General features: G+C 62.4%; 18 protein-coding genes. 6 read left to right on the top strand and 12 right to left on the bottom strand.

Annotated elements, in window-relative coordinates; all coding sequences use genetic code 11:
- Positions 1–23 precede the first annotated feature (23 nt).
- Complete coding sequence (locus ACX2DJ_RS09915) at positions 24–986, top strand: alpha/beta hydrolase (protein ID WP_462572354.1); 963 nt, start codon at positions 24–26, stop codon at positions 984–986.
- The gene (locus tag ACX2DJ_RS09920) at positions 983–1,456 is read left to right on the top strand and encodes an RNA pyrophosphohydrolase (protein WP_462572355.1); all 474 of its coding nucleotides are present in this window, start codon (positions 983–985) and stop codon (positions 1,454–1,456) included. The genes ACX2DJ_RS09915 and ACX2DJ_RS09920 overlap by 4 nt, the downstream gene beginning before the upstream one ends.
- A 23-nt stretch (positions 1,457–1,479) precedes the next feature.
- Here ACX2DJ_RS09920 and ACX2DJ_RS09925 read toward each other — a convergent pair whose 3' ends face one another.
- From ACX2DJ_RS09925 to ACX2DJ_RS09945, 5 genes are all read right to left on the bottom strand, one after another.
- Complete coding sequence (locus tag ACX2DJ_RS09925) at positions 1,480–2,022, bottom strand: tetratricopeptide repeat protein (protein ID WP_462572356.1); 543 nt, start codon at positions 2,020–2,022, stop codon at positions 1,480–1,482.
- 11 nt (positions 2,023–2,033) lie between these two features.
- The gene (locus ACX2DJ_RS09930; protein ID WP_462572357.1) at positions 2,034–3,218 is read right to left on the bottom strand and encodes an RsmB/NOP family class I SAM-dependent RNA methyltransferase; all 1,185 of its coding nucleotides are present in this window, start codon (positions 3,216–3,218) and stop codon (positions 2,034–2,036) included.
- A gap of 105 nt (positions 3,219–3,323) precedes the next feature.
- On the bottom strand, positions 3,324–4,778 hold the full coding sequence (gene guaB / locus ACX2DJ_RS09935) for an IMP dehydrogenase (protein ID WP_462572586.1): 1,455 nt from the start codon (positions 4,776–4,778) through the stop codon (positions 3,324–3,326).
- A 104-nt stretch (positions 4,779–4,882) separates the two neighbouring features.
- Entirely contained in the window at positions 4,883–6,376 is a 1,494-nt protein-coding gene (locus ACX2DJ_RS09940; protein WP_462572358.1) for a M28 family peptidase, read from the bottom strand.
- A complete protein-coding gene (locus ACX2DJ_RS09945; protein WP_462572359.1) occupies positions 6,373–7,128 on the bottom strand; it encodes a 3-hydroxybutyrate dehydrogenase in 756 nt (251 codons plus the stop codon). The genes ACX2DJ_RS09940 and ACX2DJ_RS09945 overlap by 4 nt, the downstream gene beginning before the upstream one ends.
- Positions 7,129–7,286: 158 nt before the next feature.
- Here ACX2DJ_RS09945 and ACX2DJ_RS09950 point away from each other — a divergent pair, with 158 nt between their 5' ends.
- Entirely contained in the window at positions 7,287–7,889 is a 603-nt protein-coding gene (locus ACX2DJ_RS09950) for a hypothetical protein (protein ID WP_462572360.1), read from the top strand.
- Positions 7,890–7,962: 73 nt separating this feature from the next.
- Complete coding sequence (gene ypfJ / locus ACX2DJ_RS09955; protein ID WP_462572361.1) at positions 7,963–8,826, top strand: KPN_02809 family neutral zinc metallopeptidase; 864 nt, start codon at positions 7,963–7,965, stop codon at positions 8,824–8,826.
- Positions 8,827–8,897: 71 nt separating this feature from the next.
- On the opposite strand, the gene ACX2DJ_RS09960 is transcribed toward ypfJ, so the two are convergent.
- Complete coding sequence (locus ACX2DJ_RS09960; protein ID WP_462572362.1) at positions 8,898–10,439, bottom strand: M56 family metallopeptidase; 1,542 nt, start codon at positions 10,437–10,439, stop codon at positions 8,898–8,900.
- Entirely contained in the window at positions 10,436–10,825 is a 390-nt protein-coding gene (locus tag ACX2DJ_RS09965; RefSeq protein WP_462572363.1) for a BlaI/MecI/CopY family transcriptional regulator, read from the bottom strand. Before ACX2DJ_RS09965 ends, ACX2DJ_RS09960 begins: the two co-directional genes overlap by 4 nt.
- A gap of 137 nt (positions 10,826–10,962) precedes the next feature.
- On the opposite strand from ACX2DJ_RS09965, the gene ACX2DJ_RS09970 reads away from it, so the two are divergent.
- Entirely contained in the window at positions 10,963–12,492 is a 1,530-nt protein-coding gene (locus ACX2DJ_RS09970) for an esterase-like activity of phytase family protein (protein WP_462572364.1), read from the top strand.
- On the opposite strand, the gene ACX2DJ_RS09975 is transcribed toward ACX2DJ_RS09970, so the two are convergent.
- Together ACX2DJ_RS09975 and ACX2DJ_RS09980 are read right to left on the bottom strand one after the other, a co-directional pair.
- On the bottom strand, positions 12,489–12,938 hold the full coding sequence (locus ACX2DJ_RS09975; protein WP_462572365.1) for a hypothetical protein: 450 nt from the start codon (positions 12,936–12,938) through the stop codon (positions 12,489–12,491). The two genes, ACX2DJ_RS09970 and ACX2DJ_RS09975, sit on opposite strands and share 4 nt — an antisense overlap.
- The gene (locus tag ACX2DJ_RS09980; RefSeq protein ID WP_462572366.1) at positions 12,931–13,416 is read right to left on the bottom strand and encodes a group III truncated hemoglobin; all 486 of its coding nucleotides are present in this window, start codon (positions 13,414–13,416) and stop codon (positions 12,931–12,933) included. Before ACX2DJ_RS09980 ends, ACX2DJ_RS09975 begins: the two co-directional genes overlap by 8 nt.
- An 82-nt stretch (positions 13,417–13,498) precedes the next feature.
- Here ACX2DJ_RS09980 and ACX2DJ_RS09985 point away from each other — a divergent pair, with 82 nt between their 5' ends.
- A complete protein-coding gene (locus ACX2DJ_RS09985; RefSeq protein WP_462572367.1) occupies positions 13,499–13,930 on the top strand; it encodes an RrF2 family transcriptional regulator in 432 nt (143 codons plus the stop codon).
- 112 nt (positions 13,931–14,042) lie between these two features.
- Here the strand turns inward: ACX2DJ_RS09985 and sdhA are convergent, their stop codons facing one another.
- From sdhA to sdhC, 3 genes are read right to left on the bottom strand one after another with little or no spacing between them, the layout of a single operon-like run.
- Entirely contained in the window at positions 14,043–15,863 is a 1,821-nt protein-coding gene (sdhA, locus tag ACX2DJ_RS09990) for a succinate dehydrogenase flavoprotein subunit (protein ID WP_462572368.1), read from the bottom strand.
- Positions 15,863–16,249: a succinate dehydrogenase, hydrophobic membrane anchor protein gene (gene sdhD / locus ACX2DJ_RS09995; RefSeq protein WP_462572369.1), complete on the bottom strand. Its 387-nt coding sequence runs from the start codon at positions 16,247–16,249 to the stop codon at positions 15,863–15,865. Before sdhD ends, sdhA begins: the two co-directional genes overlap by 1 nt.
- An 11-nt stretch (positions 16,250–16,260) precedes the next feature.
- Positions 16,261–16,653: a succinate dehydrogenase, cytochrome b556 subunit gene (gene sdhC / locus ACX2DJ_RS10000; protein ID WP_462572370.1), complete on the bottom strand. Its 393-nt coding sequence runs from the start codon at positions 16,651–16,653 to the stop codon at positions 16,261–16,263.
- Positions 16,654–16,719 lie beyond the last annotated feature (66 nt).

A 16,719-nucleotide genomic window follows, 5' to 3' on the forward strand; every position in this document is an offset into this window, starting at 1 on the left:
AGAACAACTGGAGAGCGCACCGGATGGCCGCTGAAAAAACGACTAAAACACCATTTGTCCGCCCTGATGTGAAAGCCTTTATCGAGGCTCTTGCCGGAATTGGCGGACCTACACTCGCTGAAATGTCGCTCGAGGAGGCGCGCCAGAGCTATGTCGCGCTGCACGCAATGGCCGATGCGCCGCCCCGCGATCTGGCGGTGATTCGCGAGCTTTCATGCCCTGGTCCGGCGGGCGAGATTCCCCTGCGGCTTTATGACAGCCGCGAAAACCGCGCGCCTGGCCCGGTAATCTGCTTCTTCCACGGCGGCGGATTCGTGATCGGCGATCTTGATACACATCACAATTTGTGCACCGAGATTGCACACCAGATGGATTTGCCGGTGGTGGCGACTCACTATCGCCGCGCGCCCGAACACCCCTTCCCCGCCGCGATCGAGGATTGCGAGGCCGCTGCCCGCTGGATTGCCGGTTCGCCTGAGGCGCTTGGACGCGGGGCGACCGGTATCGTGCCGATTGGCGATAGCGCGGGCGGCAATGCCGCGATCGTGGTGTCGCAATTGCTCGGTGCAAGGCCCGACGCGGTGCCAGTGCTCCTGCAAGTACCGATTTTCCCGCTTGCCAGTGATGCCTTCGGTTCGGCGAGTTTTGAGCAATTTGCCGACGGATTTGTCCTGACAAAGGCATCGATCGAATATTTCGACGCTGCCTATGCCCCCGAGCGCAGCGATCCGCGCGCCATGCCAATCCTGGGCGATCACTCATGCACGCCGCCAACGGTGCTGGTTACCGCCAGCCTCGACCCGATCCGCGATTCGGGCCGCGATTATGGCGCCGCATTGAGCAATGCAGGGGTCGATCATGTGTTCATCGAGGTCAAAGGCGGAACGCACAGCTTCACCAATCTGCGACAGGCCGTGCCCAGCTACCAAAAGGACCTCGAACGCGTGTTCGCTGCAATGAAGCTGATGCTGGCGGCACAGGAATGAGCCAGCTGCCATACCGGCCCTGTGCTGGCTTCATGCTCGCCAATCGGCAGGGGAAGGTGTTTGTTGGCCAGCGGATCGATTCGCAGCACCTTGGCGCCTGGCAAATGCCGCAGGGAGGGATCGATCCAGGCGAGGATACGGCTATGGCCGCGCTGCGCGAACTGGCGGAGGAAACCGGGATCGGCGCACATCTGGTCGATATTATCGCCCGGACCAAAGAGCCGCTGCGCTATGACCTGCCCGAAGATCTGATCGGCAAGCTGTGGGGCGGCAAGTATCGCGGGCAGGAACAGCATTGGTTCCTGGGCCGGTTCAAGGGCAATGACGAGGATGTGGACCTGGAAGCGCACAACCCGCCCGAATTCGCGACCTGGCAATGGATCGAGCCGCAGCAGCTCCCCGATATGATCGTGCCGTTCAAACGCGACGTTTACCGTGCGGTGGTGCGGGAATTCGCCGCGCTCATCTAACGCAGCTGGACTGGTGCGAAAGGTCAGTTAGGCGTGCCGCCCTCGGCTTCGCTGGCGGCCATGCGCGGCTGCGGAACGCCGCGCGAAATCACGCTGGCAAGCTCAACCGCTTCGGGGCAGCTTTCGCCGCAGATGCTTTCAAGCTGGGCGAGTTTGCGCTTGGCCTTCTCCAGCGCGCCCTTTTCCACCAGAGCTTCGCCCTCGCCCGAAAGCGCGGCGAGATTGCCGGGATCGCGGGCAAGCGCTTCGCGGTAATAGCGGATCGCCTTGCCCTGCATTTCCTCGGTCCGCGCAACTTGCGCCAGCTCCAGGAATATCGGCGTATGGCCCGGATCGAGCGCCAATGCCGCCTCGAACGCGTCAATCGCCGCTTGCGCATCGCCTTGCGCCAATGCCGCCCGCCCCTGTTCGACCATAGCGGCAGCGCGCGGATCGGGCACGCGCTCTCCGGCATGGCTCATGCTCGCGGTGATCGCGAATGCAAGTGACAAGGCAGCGGCGGCGGGCGCGAAACGCATGATCAGCTCCTTCAAGGCAGCGTGCTTCAAGACCGAAGGTTCAGCCATAATCGATTTGGCTAACATGCTAAACCCAGCAAGGCGACAAAAAATCCATCCGTGCCGTCTTGATACGGCGTCAGCCGGGCGCCTTCACCATGTTGGCGGCCGCCGTGCGGCATGGTTAATTCGAGCGGCCTGAAATCCTTATGCCGATCCAGAAATGCGCTGATCCGATCCTTGCCTTCGGCGTCGAGCAGCGAGCATGTAACGAAACCGATCCGTCCACCCGGCCTCACTAGCCGCGCAGCTATCTCCAGCAACCGGTCTTGCGTCTCCATAAAACGCTGCAACCGCTCCGGAGTGAGCCGCCATTTCGCCTCGGGCTTGCGCCGCCAGGTGCCTGTGCCCGAACACGGCGCGTCAATCAGGACGAGATCAGCCCCCGCGTGAAATTCTGCCAAGCGGTCAAGCTCATGCCCTGGATCGAGCAGCAGCGTCTCGATCATGCCTGCACCGGCCCGCCCGGCGCGCGGGGCAAGGCGCGAAAGGCGGCCCCGATCGATGTCGCAGGCGAGCAGGCGCCCCTGATTCTGCATCGCCGCAGCCAGCGCCAGCGTCTTTCCGCCCGCCCCGGCGCACAGGTCAATCACGGTTTCGCCCGGTTTCGCATCGCAGGCGAGGCAGACGATCTGGCTGCCGTGATCCTGCACCTCGATCTGGCCGTCCTTATACTGCGCCCACTGCTCTACCTGCGTGCCGCCGTCAAAACGAAGCGCTTGCGGCGCCGCGAGCCATTCGCCGGCCTCAGGCAGATCAAGCCCGGCACGATCCGCCTTCAGCGTGTTGACGCGAATATCGAGCGGTGCGCGATCCATCAGTGCTGCTGCCTCGCCTTCCGAAATGCCTGAGGCGGCAAGGCGCTCCATCAGCCAGTCGGGCGCAATCCCGCCTTGTGCCGGCTCATCACTTTCGCCAATCGGCGCCGGGCCATAATTGGAGCCATCGAAGCACTCGCGAAGTGCCGTATCTCCCTCCGCCAATCGCAGCACAGCCGCGCGGCCATTTTCAGGCACCGGCCCACAAGCGCGGATCGCAGCATAGACCAACTCGCGCACGGCACGGCGATCCTTCGATCCGGCATAGCGATTGCCGCGCGCCCAGTCCGATATCAGCCGGTCGGCCGGCGCGCCTTCTCGCTTTGCGGCATCGATAATCGCATCAAGCAGCTCGATCGCCGCCTGGACTCGTGCAGCGGGGGTCACTGCAAATCCCGTGATCTCCGGCGAAAGCCGGAGTCCAGCGCACACAAGCACCCATGCGTCGCAACGGGTTCCTGCTTCCGCAGGAACGCACGGTCCCTCAAGGCCCTAGCGCGTCGGATAATTCGGTGCCTCACGCGTGATCGCCACGTCATGGACATGGCTTTCCGATAGCCCGGCATTGGTAATCCGCACGAATTGCGCCCGCGCCTGCAGTTCTTCGATCGTTGCCGATCCGGTATAGCCCATCGCCGCCTTGATCCCGCCCACAAGCTGGTGAACCACAATTGCTGCGGGGCCCTTGAACGGCACCTGGCCTTCGATCCCCTCGGGCACCAGTTTCATGGCAGAAACATCGGCCTGGAAATAGCGGTCAGCACTGCCGCGCGCCATCGCGCCCACGCTGCCCATGCCGCGATAGGACTTGTAGCTGCGCCCCTGGTAAAGAAAGGTTTCGCCCGGGCTTTCCGCAGTTCCCGCGAGCATCGAGCCGACCATGATGGTTGAAGCCCCGGCGGCCAGCGCCTTGGCTGCATCGCCGCTGGTACGAAGCCCCCCATCAGCGATCACCGGTACGCCAGATTTGGCGGCCTCGGCCGCGCAATCCATGATCGCGGTCAGCTGCGGCACGCCCACGCCGGCCACTACACGCGTGGTACAGATTGAGCCTGGTCCGATGCCCACCTTGATCGCGTCCGCCCCGGCATCAATCAGCGCGCGGGTTGCCTCGGCAGTGGCGACATTACCGGCAATAACCTGCACCGAATTGGACAGCCGCTTGGCCCGCTCGACCGCGCGCGCCACGTCCTTGTTATGTCCATGCGCGGTGTCGATCACCACCACGTCAACCTCGGCGTCAACCAGCGCTTCAGTCCGGGCAAAGCCCTTGTCGCCCACAGTGGTGGCCGCCGCAACGCGCAGTCGCCCGGCGGCATCCTTGGTCGCATCAGGGTAGGTCACGGCCTTTTCCATGTCCTTGACCGTGATCAGTCCGATGCAGCGGTAATTCTCGTCAACCACCAACAGCTTTTCGATCCGCCGCTGATGCAACATGCGGCGCGCCTCTTCCTGCCCGGTGCCAAGCGGCACGACCGCCAGGTTATCGGTTGTCATCAGTTCGCGCACGGGCTGCATCGGGTTTTCGGCAAAGCGCACGTCGCGATTGGTCAGGATTCCCACCAGCTTGCCGTCGCGGTCAGTTACCGGAATGCCGCTGATGCGATGTTGCAACATCAATGCCTGGGCATCGCCCAGCGTTGCATCGGGGCTGATCGTGATCGGGTTGACCACCATGCCGCTCTCGAAGCGCTTGACCTGGCGCACTGCCGCGCACTGCTGATCGATCTCGAGATTACGGTGAAGTACACCGATGCCGCCCATCTGCGCCATGGCGATCGCCATGTCCGCCTCGGTCACAGTGTCCATTGCAGCCGAAATTACCGGAATGTTGAGCACAATATCGCGCGTCAGCCGCGTTGCTGTGTTGGCCATGCCCGGCAAGACATCGCTTTCGGCCGGACGCAGCAACACGTCATCGAAGGTAAGACCGAGCGGGATATCCATAGTCGCCACTTTCATCGCAGGGGGAGATTCGTGGCGGCCCATGTAACCGCATGTTGCCGCAGGGGCTAGAGGGGGGAGCGCGCTTTTTTATACGGCTTTGCCACTCAGGGATATTTGGCCGGGTCCGCGATGCGGCGGATCAGATATTCGTGCAGCAGCAGATCATCCACCGCGCCGCCCAATTCGAGCGCGCCTGGCTCATCCGTTGCCTGGTGATATTTGGTCGCCAGGAAGGCCATCATCTTCTCTTCATCACCAAACGCGTTGGACAGCAGCACCGTTGGAACATCGCGTTGCAAAAGCGCCCAGCCATCCTGCCGCTGGAGGAAGGGTTCGGTCAGCTCGCGCGGGGCCAGTTCACGCCTGGCTTTCTTAACCGCTTCGAACACCAGCGGGTCAAGCGGAGTTAGGCCCTCGCCGATATAGCCCACCGCGCTGCCGCGCGGCGCGATCGCCACGGTGTCGAAATTGAATGCGGCTACGAAGCTTTCGAGCGGCACCGGCGGCTCTTCGGCGAAAGCGCGCGCGCCAAGCAATCCCCATTCCTCCGCCGTCGTGCCCAGCACATAGATATCGCGCGCCAAAGGCTTGCCCTTCGCCAACCGCTGCGCCAGCTCGATCATCAGCGCAATCCCGCTGGCATTGTCGACTGCCCCATTGCACAGCCGGTCTTCGGCATCGGGCGGGCCGCATTCGCCAAAATGGTCCCAATGCGCGAGCAGCAGGATCGCACCCGCGTTGCTGTTTGTGCCGGGCAGGCGGGCGATGAAATTGTGCGACATAACCTCGCGCCGGGTCGAGCGCGTGTCGATATTGATCCGGGCGTCGAGCAGCTTCGGGGCAAAGCCGCCTGCAGCATGCCCTTCGGTCGCGGCATCACGCAGCTTCTGCCACACAGACCCGCCCAGCGCATCGCCCATCGCATCGTCAGTGACAAAAACCAGCAGATCGTCAGCGCCTTCACTGGCCAGGACGAGCCGCTCGCGGGCGCGAAGCTGGCGCATTTGCTCGACTGTCTCAGCCCCCTCAACCACAGTGATCACTGCGGCAGGGCCAGCTTCGAGCAATTGCGCGCGGCGCGACGGGCTAACGCCCGGCTCGCTGAGCATCACCACCACCCGCCCGCGCACCAAATCAGGCGGGACATTCTCTGACTCATGGCCGACAAACACCATTTCGCCGCCTTCAACCAGGCCCCGGCGGCGATCGGTAAAGCCGGTTGCAGTCGCCGGATCGAGCGTAACCCGGCGCTTGCCATTGACGATTTCGATGCGGCTTTCACCGCCGGTTACACTGACAAGGCGGACCGGCGCATTCCAGGGATTGGCCGGATCATTGGTGCCGGAAACATAGCCCGCGCGCTCCATCTCTCCGCGCATGTATTCCAGCGTCCTGGTTTCGCCGGGCGTTCCGGGCCTGCGGCCGGCAAACTCCACGCTGGCCAGCACATCGACATGACGCGCCATGGAGTTTTCAAGCGCGACAAATTCCGACTGCTTGATGCGGATACCGGCCGAGCTGGCGCATGCCGATAGAACCAGCACAAGCGCAAGCGCGCAAAGCCGCCTTGCTACCCCCACTGCCCCCTGTCCTTTCATTCAGCCGTCCAGCCTCCGTCGATGCTCCAGTTTGCACCGGTGACATTACCTGCTTCTTCGCGGCAGAGGAACACGGCAAGCGCGCCGACTTCATCGGGCTGTACGAATTTCTTGGTCGGCTGCTTTGCGAGCAACACATCGTTGATAACCTGATCGCGGGTGAGCCCGCGCGCCTTCATCGTGTCAGGGATCTGCCCTTCGATCAGCGGCGTCCAGACATAGCCGGGGCTGATGCAATTGGCGGTAACCCCCGTCTGCGCCAGCTCCAGCGCAATAGTCTTGGTGAAACCGTCGATCCCGTGCTTCGAGGCGTTATAGGCGCTCTTGAATGGCGAAGCTGTCTTGGAATGCGCCGAGGCGGTGTTGATGATCCGCCCCCAGCCCTTCTGCTTCATGCCCGGCACGGCCAGCCTTGTGGTGTGAAACGCGGCGGTGAGATTGAGCCCGATGATCGCATTCCACTTGTCGACGGGAAATTCATCCACGGGGGCGACATGCTGCATCCCGGCATTGTTGACGAGAATATCGATCGCACCGGCTTCCGCCATCATCGCCTCGATCTCGCCCACATCGAGCAGGTTTGCGGCGGAATGCGTGGCACCCAGCTCTTCGCGCAGTGCCGCGATCATCGCTTCGTCGCCGAAGCCGTTGAGGATGATTTCAGCACCTTCGGCCTTCAGAGCCCGCGCAATAGCGAGCCCGATACCTGAAGTGGAGCCGGTGATGAGCGCGCGTTTGCCTTCAAGAAACATCTGATTACCCTGTGGCTGGATTCGTGGCAGGCGCAGTATTCGCCTTCACGCATCACTGTCCAGCGCAAAGCGATTGCGCGCCGGGGTTGCGGATGCGAACCCGGAAGCTGTATCGTGTTGCGCCCTACCCGGTTCGACTGTTGGTGGAGACTGCCGCTATGCCGATCAGACAAGTTGCAATGCCCGCACGCCTGGCTCTGGCCTTTGCATGCGCCCTGCCCGTTGCTGCCTGTGTGGGCGGCGCCGGGTCACAGGATGAAAGGCCGGTGGGCAAACGCGACCCCGACGTGGGCAATATAGCGTCGACGCCCGCCGATGACCTGAACCTGTCGACCGAGGATATTCCCGAAGTGCTGCAACGGGCGGTGGTAGATGCCTATAGTCGCGACGCAATCGGATCCTGCAGCCAGATTTCCGCCCAAATCACAGAACTCGACAGCGTTCTGGGCCTCGATTTCGATGAATATTCAGGCGAGCAGCGCCGGGTCAGCGCCGGTCGACTGGCGAAAAGCGCGGTCGGCTCGCTCATGCCCTTCCGCGGCATTGTGCGCGAACTCAGCGGTGCAGCCAAGAACCAGCGCGAGTTTGAGGAAGCGGTTATGGCTGGTGCGGTGCGGCGCGGTTATCTGAAGGGCATGGGTGAAACCATGGATTGCCCCTATCCCGCCCGCCCGGTTGACCCGCAAACGCGTGCGGCAGCTGCCGCCATCGTCGCCGCGCAGGAAGACGGCGACGAACAAGAGACCGATCCCGGCAATTGAACGCCCGCATCCGAGCTGGGTGCATTTATAGCCTGGTCGGCCAGCAATGATGGTGACGAGGAGGCATGATTCGATGAAACTGCGCAGGTTCGACACCAGCAACATCAAGGTCCGCTCAAGCGATGGCAAATCGCGTATCCCTGGCGGGCCCGGCGGCATTGGTATCGGTACGCTGGTCCTGGCCGCGATCGCCTATTTCGTTTTCGGTGCAGACCCGATGCAGACGATCACCGCGATTGAGGGCGGCCAGCAAACCGCATCCGGGCAAGCGCAACAGGACCAGCTCAGCGAAGAGCAGGTCTGCAACCAGGGGCCCTATGCCGTGGAAGCATGCAACGCGCTGCAATCACTCAACGAAACATGGCAACCGGAATTCGCCCGCGCGGGTATGCGGTTCGAACAACCGGTGCTTGATCTGTTTCGCGGCGGTCAGGTCAGCACTCAGGGTTGCGGCAGTGCCACATCCGCAGCAGGCCCGTTCTACTGCCCGGCGGATATGGGTATCTATATCGACACCGGATTTTACGATCAACTCGCGCAGATGACCGGCGAGGCCGGCGATTTCGCCCGGCTCTATGTGATTGCGCATGAATACGGGCACCACATCCAGAACCTCACCGGACTGGCAGAGCAGGTTCGCAGCGCTCAGCAGCAGAACCCCGCCTCCGCGAACGAGTTGCAGGTGCGGATGGAGCTGCAGGCGGATTGTTATGCAGGCGTTTGGGCGGGCAAGAACCGTTCGCTGATCGAGCCGGGTGACTTGCAGGAGGGTATGAGCGCGGCAAGCGCGATTGGCGACGACACGCTTCAGCGTAGCGCCGGCCAGCGGATCAACCCCGAAGGCTTTACGCACGGCAGCAGCGCACAGCGTATGGAAGCGCTCAATGCGGGGCTGGAAAGCGCCGACGATGCCGTGTGCGATCGCTATTTCGCATAGGGCAATGAAAAGCCGGGGCGACCACATAGATCGCCCCGGCGCTGTTCATTAAGCTGGTCCTTTGCAGCAGGTCAGCTCTTCTTTTCGTTCCAGCGCTTGATCTGCTGATCAAGCTCGCGCAGCACTTCCTCGCGCACATCATCAGGGATATTCTTGTCTTTGGCGACTGATGCCCGCGCCGATTCAAGGCCGCTGATCGCGCTCGCCATGATTTCGGCGGTGCATATTTTCACCACCTTGGTACCCTCGCCCTCCTTGCTGACCCATTCCTGAGCGTTGTCCTTGTCGCACGACACGATCACATGCGGCATCTTGCCTTCGGCATCGCGCATCGTGACCATGGTGAGGCGGTGCTGCTTCATCGCTTCGGCCAACTCGCGGCCGGCCTCGGCCAGCCCCTCGCGAACCTCGAACATGATTTCGCGCATCTGCTCTTCGGAGATGTCCTCGCCATGCTTGATCATGCGGATCTTGCGGACTTTCTTCACGTCCTTCCCGTCGGCGCCCTGTTCCACGTCCTCGGAAATCACGCGTTCGATCACAGCTGTCTGGCCATCCGGAGCGATTGGTGCCTCCGCTGCTGCCTGCACCGCCATGGGTGCCGGTGGCACAGGCGGTACCGGCGGTACAGGTGGAAGCGGGGCAATTGGCGCGACTTCGGGCGCAGGGGCAGGTTCGGCATAGCTGATGGTGGCCGAGAGCGGCATCGCAAGCAGCGCCGCCGCCAGCACGCCGCGACCAAGCCAGCACTGGCTATTGGAGTGGTTGTTCATTTTTATGCTCCTTAGTCGTTGTATGATCGATTTATCGCCCAGCACCGGGCAGGCCATGGGGGCGGCCAGCGCAACATTGGGGCCGGCCGCGAAACTCGCGATAACCTTGGCATAGGCGGCGCGCTTTGCGGGACCGCAGGCTGCGAGAACACGGGCGTCGCAAGCCGCCTCCTGGTCGCGCCGCATGGCCAGCCAACCCAGATGGCCGAGCGGGTTGAACCAGTGCAGCGCGAACAGCGGCTGCGCAGCCATATTGATCAGCAGATCCTGCCCCTGGTGATGTGCCAGCTCATGTGCCAGCGCCAGATCGCGCGCTTCACGGTCCCAATCGGCAAGGAAACCTTTGGGCATCGCCACCACCTTGTCGATCACGCCAAAGGCAAGTGGCGCACCGGTCAAAGGGGTTTCGACCAGGCGCACCTTGCCCGCGCGGCCAACCTCGCGTGCTTCGGCCAGCAGATCCTGCCGCATCCGGTGATAGGAGCGGAAGCGCAGGAACAGGAATATCGCGGCCCCGGTCAGCCAGGCCGCCAGCGCGATTTCCTGAAGCGAATAAGGCAGCATTTGCGGAGCGGCAGGCTCTACGAATGGCGCTGGCGCGAACTCGACCAGCATAAATGAGGTTGAATCGCTCGCAGGCGCTGTAGTTGTCGCGGGCTCAACCGGGGCCAGCCAGGCGGGCAAGGTCAACGGGGGCATTAACAGCCTCAGCAGCGGCAGTGCCCACAGCGCATATGCGAACTGCGGCCCGAACCAGCGTGCCACCGGGCGGCGGATGAGCAGGACCAGCGCAATCAGCGCAGCAGTCCAGACAAGGGTATCAAGCAGCCAATCCATCATTGCTTGAGCTCCTTCAGCAGGGCTTCGATCTCATTCAGGTCATTTTCGGTGAGCGCTTCCTGTTCGGCCAGATGAGCCACCAGCGAGGCAGCCTTTCCGCCAAACAGCCGGTCGACCAGCCGTTTGCTCTCGCCGCCAATGTAATCGGCGCGGGCGATGAGCGGAGAATAGAGAAAACGGCGGCCGTCAGGCGCGGCGAAAAGCGCCTGTTTCTGCACCAGCCGCCCGAGCAAGGTCTTGACGGTGGCCTGGCTCCACCCGCGCGCAGTGCAAATCTCGTCGCAAACTTCCGCTGCGGTGAGCGGGCTTTTCGCCCACAGCGCTTCCATTACCGCAAGTTCGGCTTCGCTGATCCTGTCAGGCTTGCGGTCTTCACTATTCGCCAATGCAATCCTCCTGGCACGCTTCGCTCACGTTATGATTACGCATGTAGTCGTTGCGACTACGTCTGTAAACATCGTGTCTGCATAAACTTGCGTCCAAGGTGCTTGCTTCTCGACCGGTGACATATCACGATGGACGAATGACATGGAACTCCGCTCTGGCTGCCGCGATCGCAGCGGTTCTGGCCTCCCTTTCCGCCAGCGCCGGTGCCAATGACGAGATCATGCCTTTCACGGCGCCTGTCGCGCTCGATCCCGGCAAGCCGGACAATGAAACCCTCGGTGAACTCTCCTATCGCGGCGGGCTTGAGCTTGAACCGGGCGAGGCGGAAATCGGCGGCATTTCGGGCCTCGAATGGCACGGCGGCCAGCTTTATGGCGTGATGGATGACGGGCGCTGGCTGGTGATGACGCTGGATGAGCTTGGCGACCGGCTGATCGACATCCGCTCGATCACCACTGGCGCATTGCTCGATACCGACGGCAGGAAGCTGCGGCGCAAGGACGCGGCCGATGCCGAAGCTATCGCGCGTGGTCCATCGGGCGAATGGCTCATCAGTTTCGAACGCGATCACCGCATCTGGCGCTATGATGACCTGGATGGACCAGCCCGACCCGCCGACATTGCGGCGGCGGATCTGCTTGCCGGGGCAGATTCGAACAAGGGACTGGAAACGCTGGCCGCCGCACCGGACGGCTGGCTCCTATGCGGCGAATGGGCTGGCACCGAAACGCCCAATTGCCTGCGCCAGACAGGTTCCGAAATCGCCGCTCTCGAAATTGCCGCGCCGCCCCCACTTGACGAACGATCCAGCGCGCCGACCGATGCCGACTGCACCAGCAATGGCGTGTGCTATGTGCTGTTCCGCAGCTATTCGCGCGAATGGGGCAATGCCGCTTCGGTTGTCGCGATCGGTCCAGATGGCGAGCGCGAAACGCTTGCGACCTGGACGCCGCCACTCACCATCGACAATTTCGAAGGACTGGCGGTGCGCGAGGATGGCCAGCGCACCTATCTCTATCTTGCTTCGGACAACAACTTCTCGGCCAACCAGCGCACATTGATCATGAAATTTGAAGTCAGCGCGCGTGCGGCGGCCACGCCCGGCGTGCCCGATCCGGTGTTCGAGACAGTCAATGTCGTGATCGAAACCACCATGGGCGAGTTTACCGTCGCGCTCGAGACTGAGCGCGCGCCGATCACCGCGGCCAATTTCCTGCGCTATGTCGACGAAGACCGCTTCGACGGCACGCAATGCTACCGCGCGATGCGGGTTGCGGGCGGCGAGCAGCCCGCAGGCTTCCTGCAATGCGGGGCGCAGAACCATCCCGATCGCATCCTGCCGGGAATTGCGCACGAGCCGACCAATGTAACCGGGCTGAGCCATACCGATGGCGCGCTGTCGATGGCGCGCTTCGAACCCGGGACGGCGACGGGTGACTTCTCCATCATGATCCGCGACCAGCGCGGGCTCGACGCCCGGCCGGATGCCGAAGATCCTGCGCTGCGGCCCGGATTTGCGGTGTTCGGTTATGTGGTGGAAGGGATGGAGGTGGTCCATGCGATCCATGCCCAGCCAATCGCCCCGAATGAGGGCGAAGGCTTCCTCAAGGGGCAAATGCTGGCGCAGCCGGTCAAGATATTGGACGTGCGGCGGGTCGATCCCTAAGCCGTGAAGTCAATGACGGCGATGATGGCGGCGATGCCGATTCCGAACAGCGCGATCACCATGGGAACCACCAGCACCTGTGCATAGGCCGAGCGTGAATCCATCGGCCCTGTCCATGTCTGAAGCGGCTGCCCCCGATCCAGAGGTGAAAGCCGTTCCGGCCCGCCAATACCCGCTCCGATCCGCGCAACCCCGAAGAACATCGCTGTGTAGAGCACGGAAATGACAATCGCGAAGCGTGCGTGGCCGCTTCCGCCGGTGGCAGCGAAAATCGCCACGAAGAAAACGGCATAGGATGCCAGCATCAAACCCCACACACGCGGCGGGAACTGAAAGCCCGGCTTGGCCTCAGGTCGGGGCGAAACACCGACCTCACTGCACGCGACCTCCTGGGTCAGAACTTCGTGTTCGACCTGTTCGGCCTGATGAAGATTGAAATCAAACATGGGGAAGGTTTCCTCCTGCGCGAGATCCCGCCAGCCCGCTGCGGCGAGTGGCAATTCCGGTAAGCAGACTGTCGGCGATCATCCGGGCGCTCCGGCCAACAAGCGGGGCCGCACCGGGAGTGGATTCGAGCGTGCGCAGCTGCGCATAGAACAGCTCCAGCCAGCGGGCGAAGTGGCGCTCTTCAAGGCCCGGAATCGCCATGTGCTTGAGCATCGGATTGCCTGAGAATTCGCCGCTGTTGAACAGGATCGAGCGCCAGAAACGCTTCATCCGATCAAGGTGCTGCGGCCAGTCAGCGATGCGCTGATCGAATATCGGGCCGAGCAGCTCATCATCCCGCACCGCCGCGTAGAATCCGTCGACCAGCTGCGAAACGAAGGCCTCATCCACTCCGACGGCAACAGCCTTGGCGCGCTTTGCTGCACGGATGCGGGCGACCTGATCGCGGGTGCGTTCTTGCGTGGCGGAGGTGTTCATGATCCATCGACTCGTAAAGAGGTATTTCAATTACCTGCTTAATCGCCTTGCGGATAAAAGCAATACTTCATATACCCCTTTTATGCAGCTGAGCCTCAAAACAGACTACGCCCTGCGCATCATGCTGATGCTGGGCGCGACCGAGCGACAAGCGACAATTGACGAGATTGCCGATCGTTACCGGATTTCGCGCAACCACCTCGCCAAGGTGGTGCAAGCGCTTCAGGCCGAAGGGTTGATCGAAACCACGCGCGGGCGCGGCGGCGGCCTGCGCCTGGCACGCGATCCGCGCGACATCAACCTGGGTGGCGTTGTGCGGCGGCTCGAACGGTTCGAAGGTTTCGTGTCATGCATGGGGGGCGATGCCGACTGTTCGATCGACGGAGCCTGCCGCCTGAAGCCGGCGCTGGCGGGCGCGCTTGATGCGTTCCTTTCGCATCTTGACGGCTTTACGCTTGAAGACCTGCTCAACAACAGGCGCCAAAACCTGCTGGAGAAACTGGCCATCGCCTGAACAGCCGGGCCGGTTCACGCCGCGCAGCCCGGCCTGCGATCAGGCCAGGGCGAAACGGTCAGATCAGGTCAAATCGCCTGCATCGTGCCCGAAGCAGACCGATCCCGCGCGCTCAATACACCCGCTTCTTCGGCTTGATGTATTCGATATCGTCAGTGAGCGTGTAGTTGTGGACGTCACGATAACTCAGCGTCACCTTGCCACCATTGCCGCCCCAGCCATCGAAATGGCTGAGCGTGTGCTTCATCCAGTTGGCATCATCGCGATCCGGGAAATCCTCATGCGCGTGCGCGCCGCGGCTTTCCTTGCGGGCATGGGCGCCGTGCAGCGTGACCGATGCCTGGCTGATCAGATTATCCAGCTCAAGCGTCTCGATCAGGTCCGAATTCCAGATCAGGCTGCGATCCGTAACCTTGATGTCCTGCATCCGCTCATAGGCCTTGGCCAGCTTGACCTTGCCCTCCGTCATCAGTTCATCGGTGCGGAACACCGCCGCATGCGCCTGCATCGTCCGCTGCATTTCAGTGCGCACCTCGGCCGTTGGCGATCCGCCATTGGCGTGGCGGAAATGGTCGAGCCGCCCCAGCGCCTGATCGGCCGAATCCGCCGGCAGCGCGGCATGCGCCGTGCCCGGCTTGACAGTCTCTTTCAGCCGGTGGCCTGCGGCACGGCCAAACACCACCAGATCAATCAATGAATTCGATCCAAGGCGGTTCGCGCCATGAACCGAAACGCAGGCAGCCTCGCCCACGGCAAACAGGCCGGGCACAGTGGCATCGGCGCTTTGCGCTGTGGGATTGAGCACTTCGCCCATGTAGTTCGTGGGAATGCCGCCCATATTGTAGTGAACCGTGGGGCACACCGGCAACGGTTCGCGTGTCAGGTCGACACCGGCGAATATCTTGCCGCTTTCGGTGATGCCCGGCAGGCGCTCGGCCAGCACCTTGGGATCGATATGATCGAGATGCAGGTAAATATAGTCGCCATGATCGCCAACGCCGCGCCCTTCGCGCATTTCCAGCGCCATCGAGCGTGATACCACGTCGCGGCTGGCAAGATCCTTCGCAGAAGGCGCATAGCGTTCCATGAAACGCTCCCCCTCGCTATTGGTCAGGTAGCCGCCTTCGCCGCGTGCACCCTCGGTGATGAGCACGCCCGCGCCATAGATGCCGGTGGGGTGAAACTGGACGAATTCCATGTCCTGCAGCGGCAGCCCTGCGCGCAGCACCATGCCGCCGCCATCGCCGGTGCAGGTATGCGCGCTGGTGCAAGTGAAATAGGTGCGCCCGAAGCCGCCGGTTGCCAGGACCACGGCCTTGGCCTGGAAGCGGTGGATCGTGCCATCGTCAAGGCACATCGCCATCACGCCCACGCACCTGCGATCAGCCCCCTCGCCCGCCATGATCAGGTCAATGGCGAAATACTCGATGAAGAAATCCGCATCATATTTGAGGCTCTGCTGATAGAGCGCATGAAGCATGGCGTGGCCAGTGCGGTCAGCCGCAGCACAGGTGCGCTGCACCGGCGGCCCTTCGCCCATATTCTGCATGTGCCCACCGAACGGGCGTTGGTAGATCGTGCCATCCTCATTGCGGCTGAATGGCACGCCGGCATGTTCAAGCTCGTAAACCGCTGCGGGCGCCTCGCGCACCATATATTCGATCGCGTCCTGATCGCCCAGCCAGTCAGACCCCTTGACGGTGTCGAACATATGCCACTGCCAGTGATCCGGCGTGTTGTTGCACAGCGAAGCGGCAATACCGCCCTGTGCGGCGACCGTGTGCGACCTTGTGGGGAAGACCTTGGTGATATTCGCGGTCTTGAGCCCGGCCTCGGCTGCGCCCATGGTGGCGCGCAGGCCCGAACCGCCCGCGCCGACGACCACCACGTCATAAGTGTGGTCGATGATCTTGTAGGCTGAGGTGTCGGCCATCAGGCGGCTCCTCCAAAGGCAAGGCTGGCAACAGAGAAAATGGCGAAGGCCCCGCCCCCGATCACGGCAAGGTTGAGCGCGGCAATGCAGGCAAATTTGCTGCCGGCATTGTGGACATAATCCTCGATCAGCACCTGCAGGCCAAGCCGGGCGTGCCAGAAGGTGCTGATCACCAGCAGGATCATGGCCGTGGCGGAAACCGGCTGGGCCAGCCATTCACTGACGGTGGCATGGCCAAGATCGGGCAGCCACAAAATGCTGCCCGCAAGCCAGATCATCAGCACCAGATTGCCGATCGCGGTAAAGCGTTGCAGGAGCCAGTGATGCGCGCCTTGATGCGCGGAGCCAAGCCCGCGCACTTTACCGAGAGATGTTCCATTACCCATTGCGAATGTCCTTAGCGCAGCAGCAGGGCCCAGAAGCCCGCTGTCAGCAGAATGGCGATGATTGGCGATGCAATTGACCAGAAGCGATTGGTGCCCAGCTCATACCCCGCACCGATATCGAGCACGAAGTGCCTGAGGCCGCTCATCATGTGAGTGAAGAAGGCCCAGCTAAGGCCCACCAGCACCACCATGCCAACTGGCGAAGCCATCATATCCGTGAAAGCGGCGTAATATTCGGGGCCGCTGGCGAGAGCGCCCAGCCACCAGACCAGCACGAACAGGCCCACCAGCGCCATCCCGTCACCGGTTACCCGGTGCAGGATAGAGACCAGCATGTGCGGCCCCCATTTCCAGTGCAGCCTGGCTCCATCGAGGAGGTGCGGCGATAATGGTCTGTTGGGCATGGTCAAATATCCGATTGTCGCGGTTGGCACCCCACTTAGCGTGCGTGGCGCGTGTGACAACCCGCG

This window comes from Altererythrobacter chaiwopuensis, assembly GCF_054957755.1.

Coding starts and splice junctions, on each gene's coding strand:
- ACX2DJ_RS09915 (WP_462572354.1), top strand. CDS start 24: ATGGCCGCTGAAAAAACGACTAAAACACCATTTGTCCGCCCTGATGTG.
- ACX2DJ_RS09920 (WP_462572355.1), top strand. CDS start 983: ATGAGCCAGCTGCCATACCGGCCCTGTGCTGGCTTCATGCTCGCCAAT.
- ACX2DJ_RS09925 (WP_462572356.1), bottom strand. CDS start 2,022: ATGGCTGAACCTTCGGTCTTGAAGCACGCTGCCTTGAAGGAGCTGATC.
- guaB (WP_462572586.1), bottom strand. CDS start 4,778: ATGGATATCCCGCTCGGTCTTACCTTCGATGACGTGTTGCTGCGTCCG.
- ACX2DJ_RS09940 (WP_462572358.1), bottom strand. CDS start 6,376: ATGAAAGGACAGGGGGCAGTGGGGGTAGCAAGGCGGCTTTGCGCGCTT.
- ACX2DJ_RS09945 (WP_462572359.1), bottom strand. CDS start 7,128: ATGTTTCTTGAAGGCAAACGCGCGCTCATCACCGGCTCCACTTCAGGT.
- ACX2DJ_RS09950 (WP_462572360.1), top strand. CDS start 7,287: ATGCCGATCAGACAAGTTGCAATGCCCGCACGCCTGGCTCTGGCCTTT.
- ypfJ (WP_462572361.1), top strand. CDS start 7,963: ATGAAACTGCGCAGGTTCGACACCAGCAACATCAAGGTCCGCTCAAGC.
- ACX2DJ_RS09960 (WP_462572362.1), bottom strand. CDS start 10,439: ATGATGGATTGGCTGCTTGATACCCTTGTCTGGACTGCTGCGCTGATT.
- ACX2DJ_RS09970 (WP_462572364.1), top strand. CDS start 10,963: ATGACATGGAACTCCGCTCTGGCTGCCGCGATCGCAGCGGTTCTGGCC.
- ACX2DJ_RS09975 (WP_462572365.1), bottom strand. CDS start 12,938: ATGTTTGATTTCAATCTTCATCAGGCCGAACAGGTCGAACACGAAGTT.
- ACX2DJ_RS09980 (WP_462572366.1), bottom strand. CDS start 13,416: ATGAACACCTCCGCCACGCAAGAACGCACCCGCGATCAGGTCGCCCGC.
- ACX2DJ_RS09985 (WP_462572367.1), top strand. CDS start 13,499: ATGCAGCTGAGCCTCAAAACAGACTACGCCCTGCGCATCATGCTGATG.
- sdhA (WP_462572368.1), bottom strand. CDS start 15,863: ATGGCCGACACCTCAGCCTACAAGATCATCGACCACACTTATGACGTG.
- sdhD (WP_462572369.1), bottom strand. CDS start 16,249: ATGGGTAATGGAACATCTCTCGGTAAAGTGCGCGGGCTTGGCTCCGCG.
- sdhC (WP_462572370.1), bottom strand. CDS start 16,653: ATGCCCAACAGACCATTATCGCCGCACCTCCTCGATGGAGCCAGGCTG.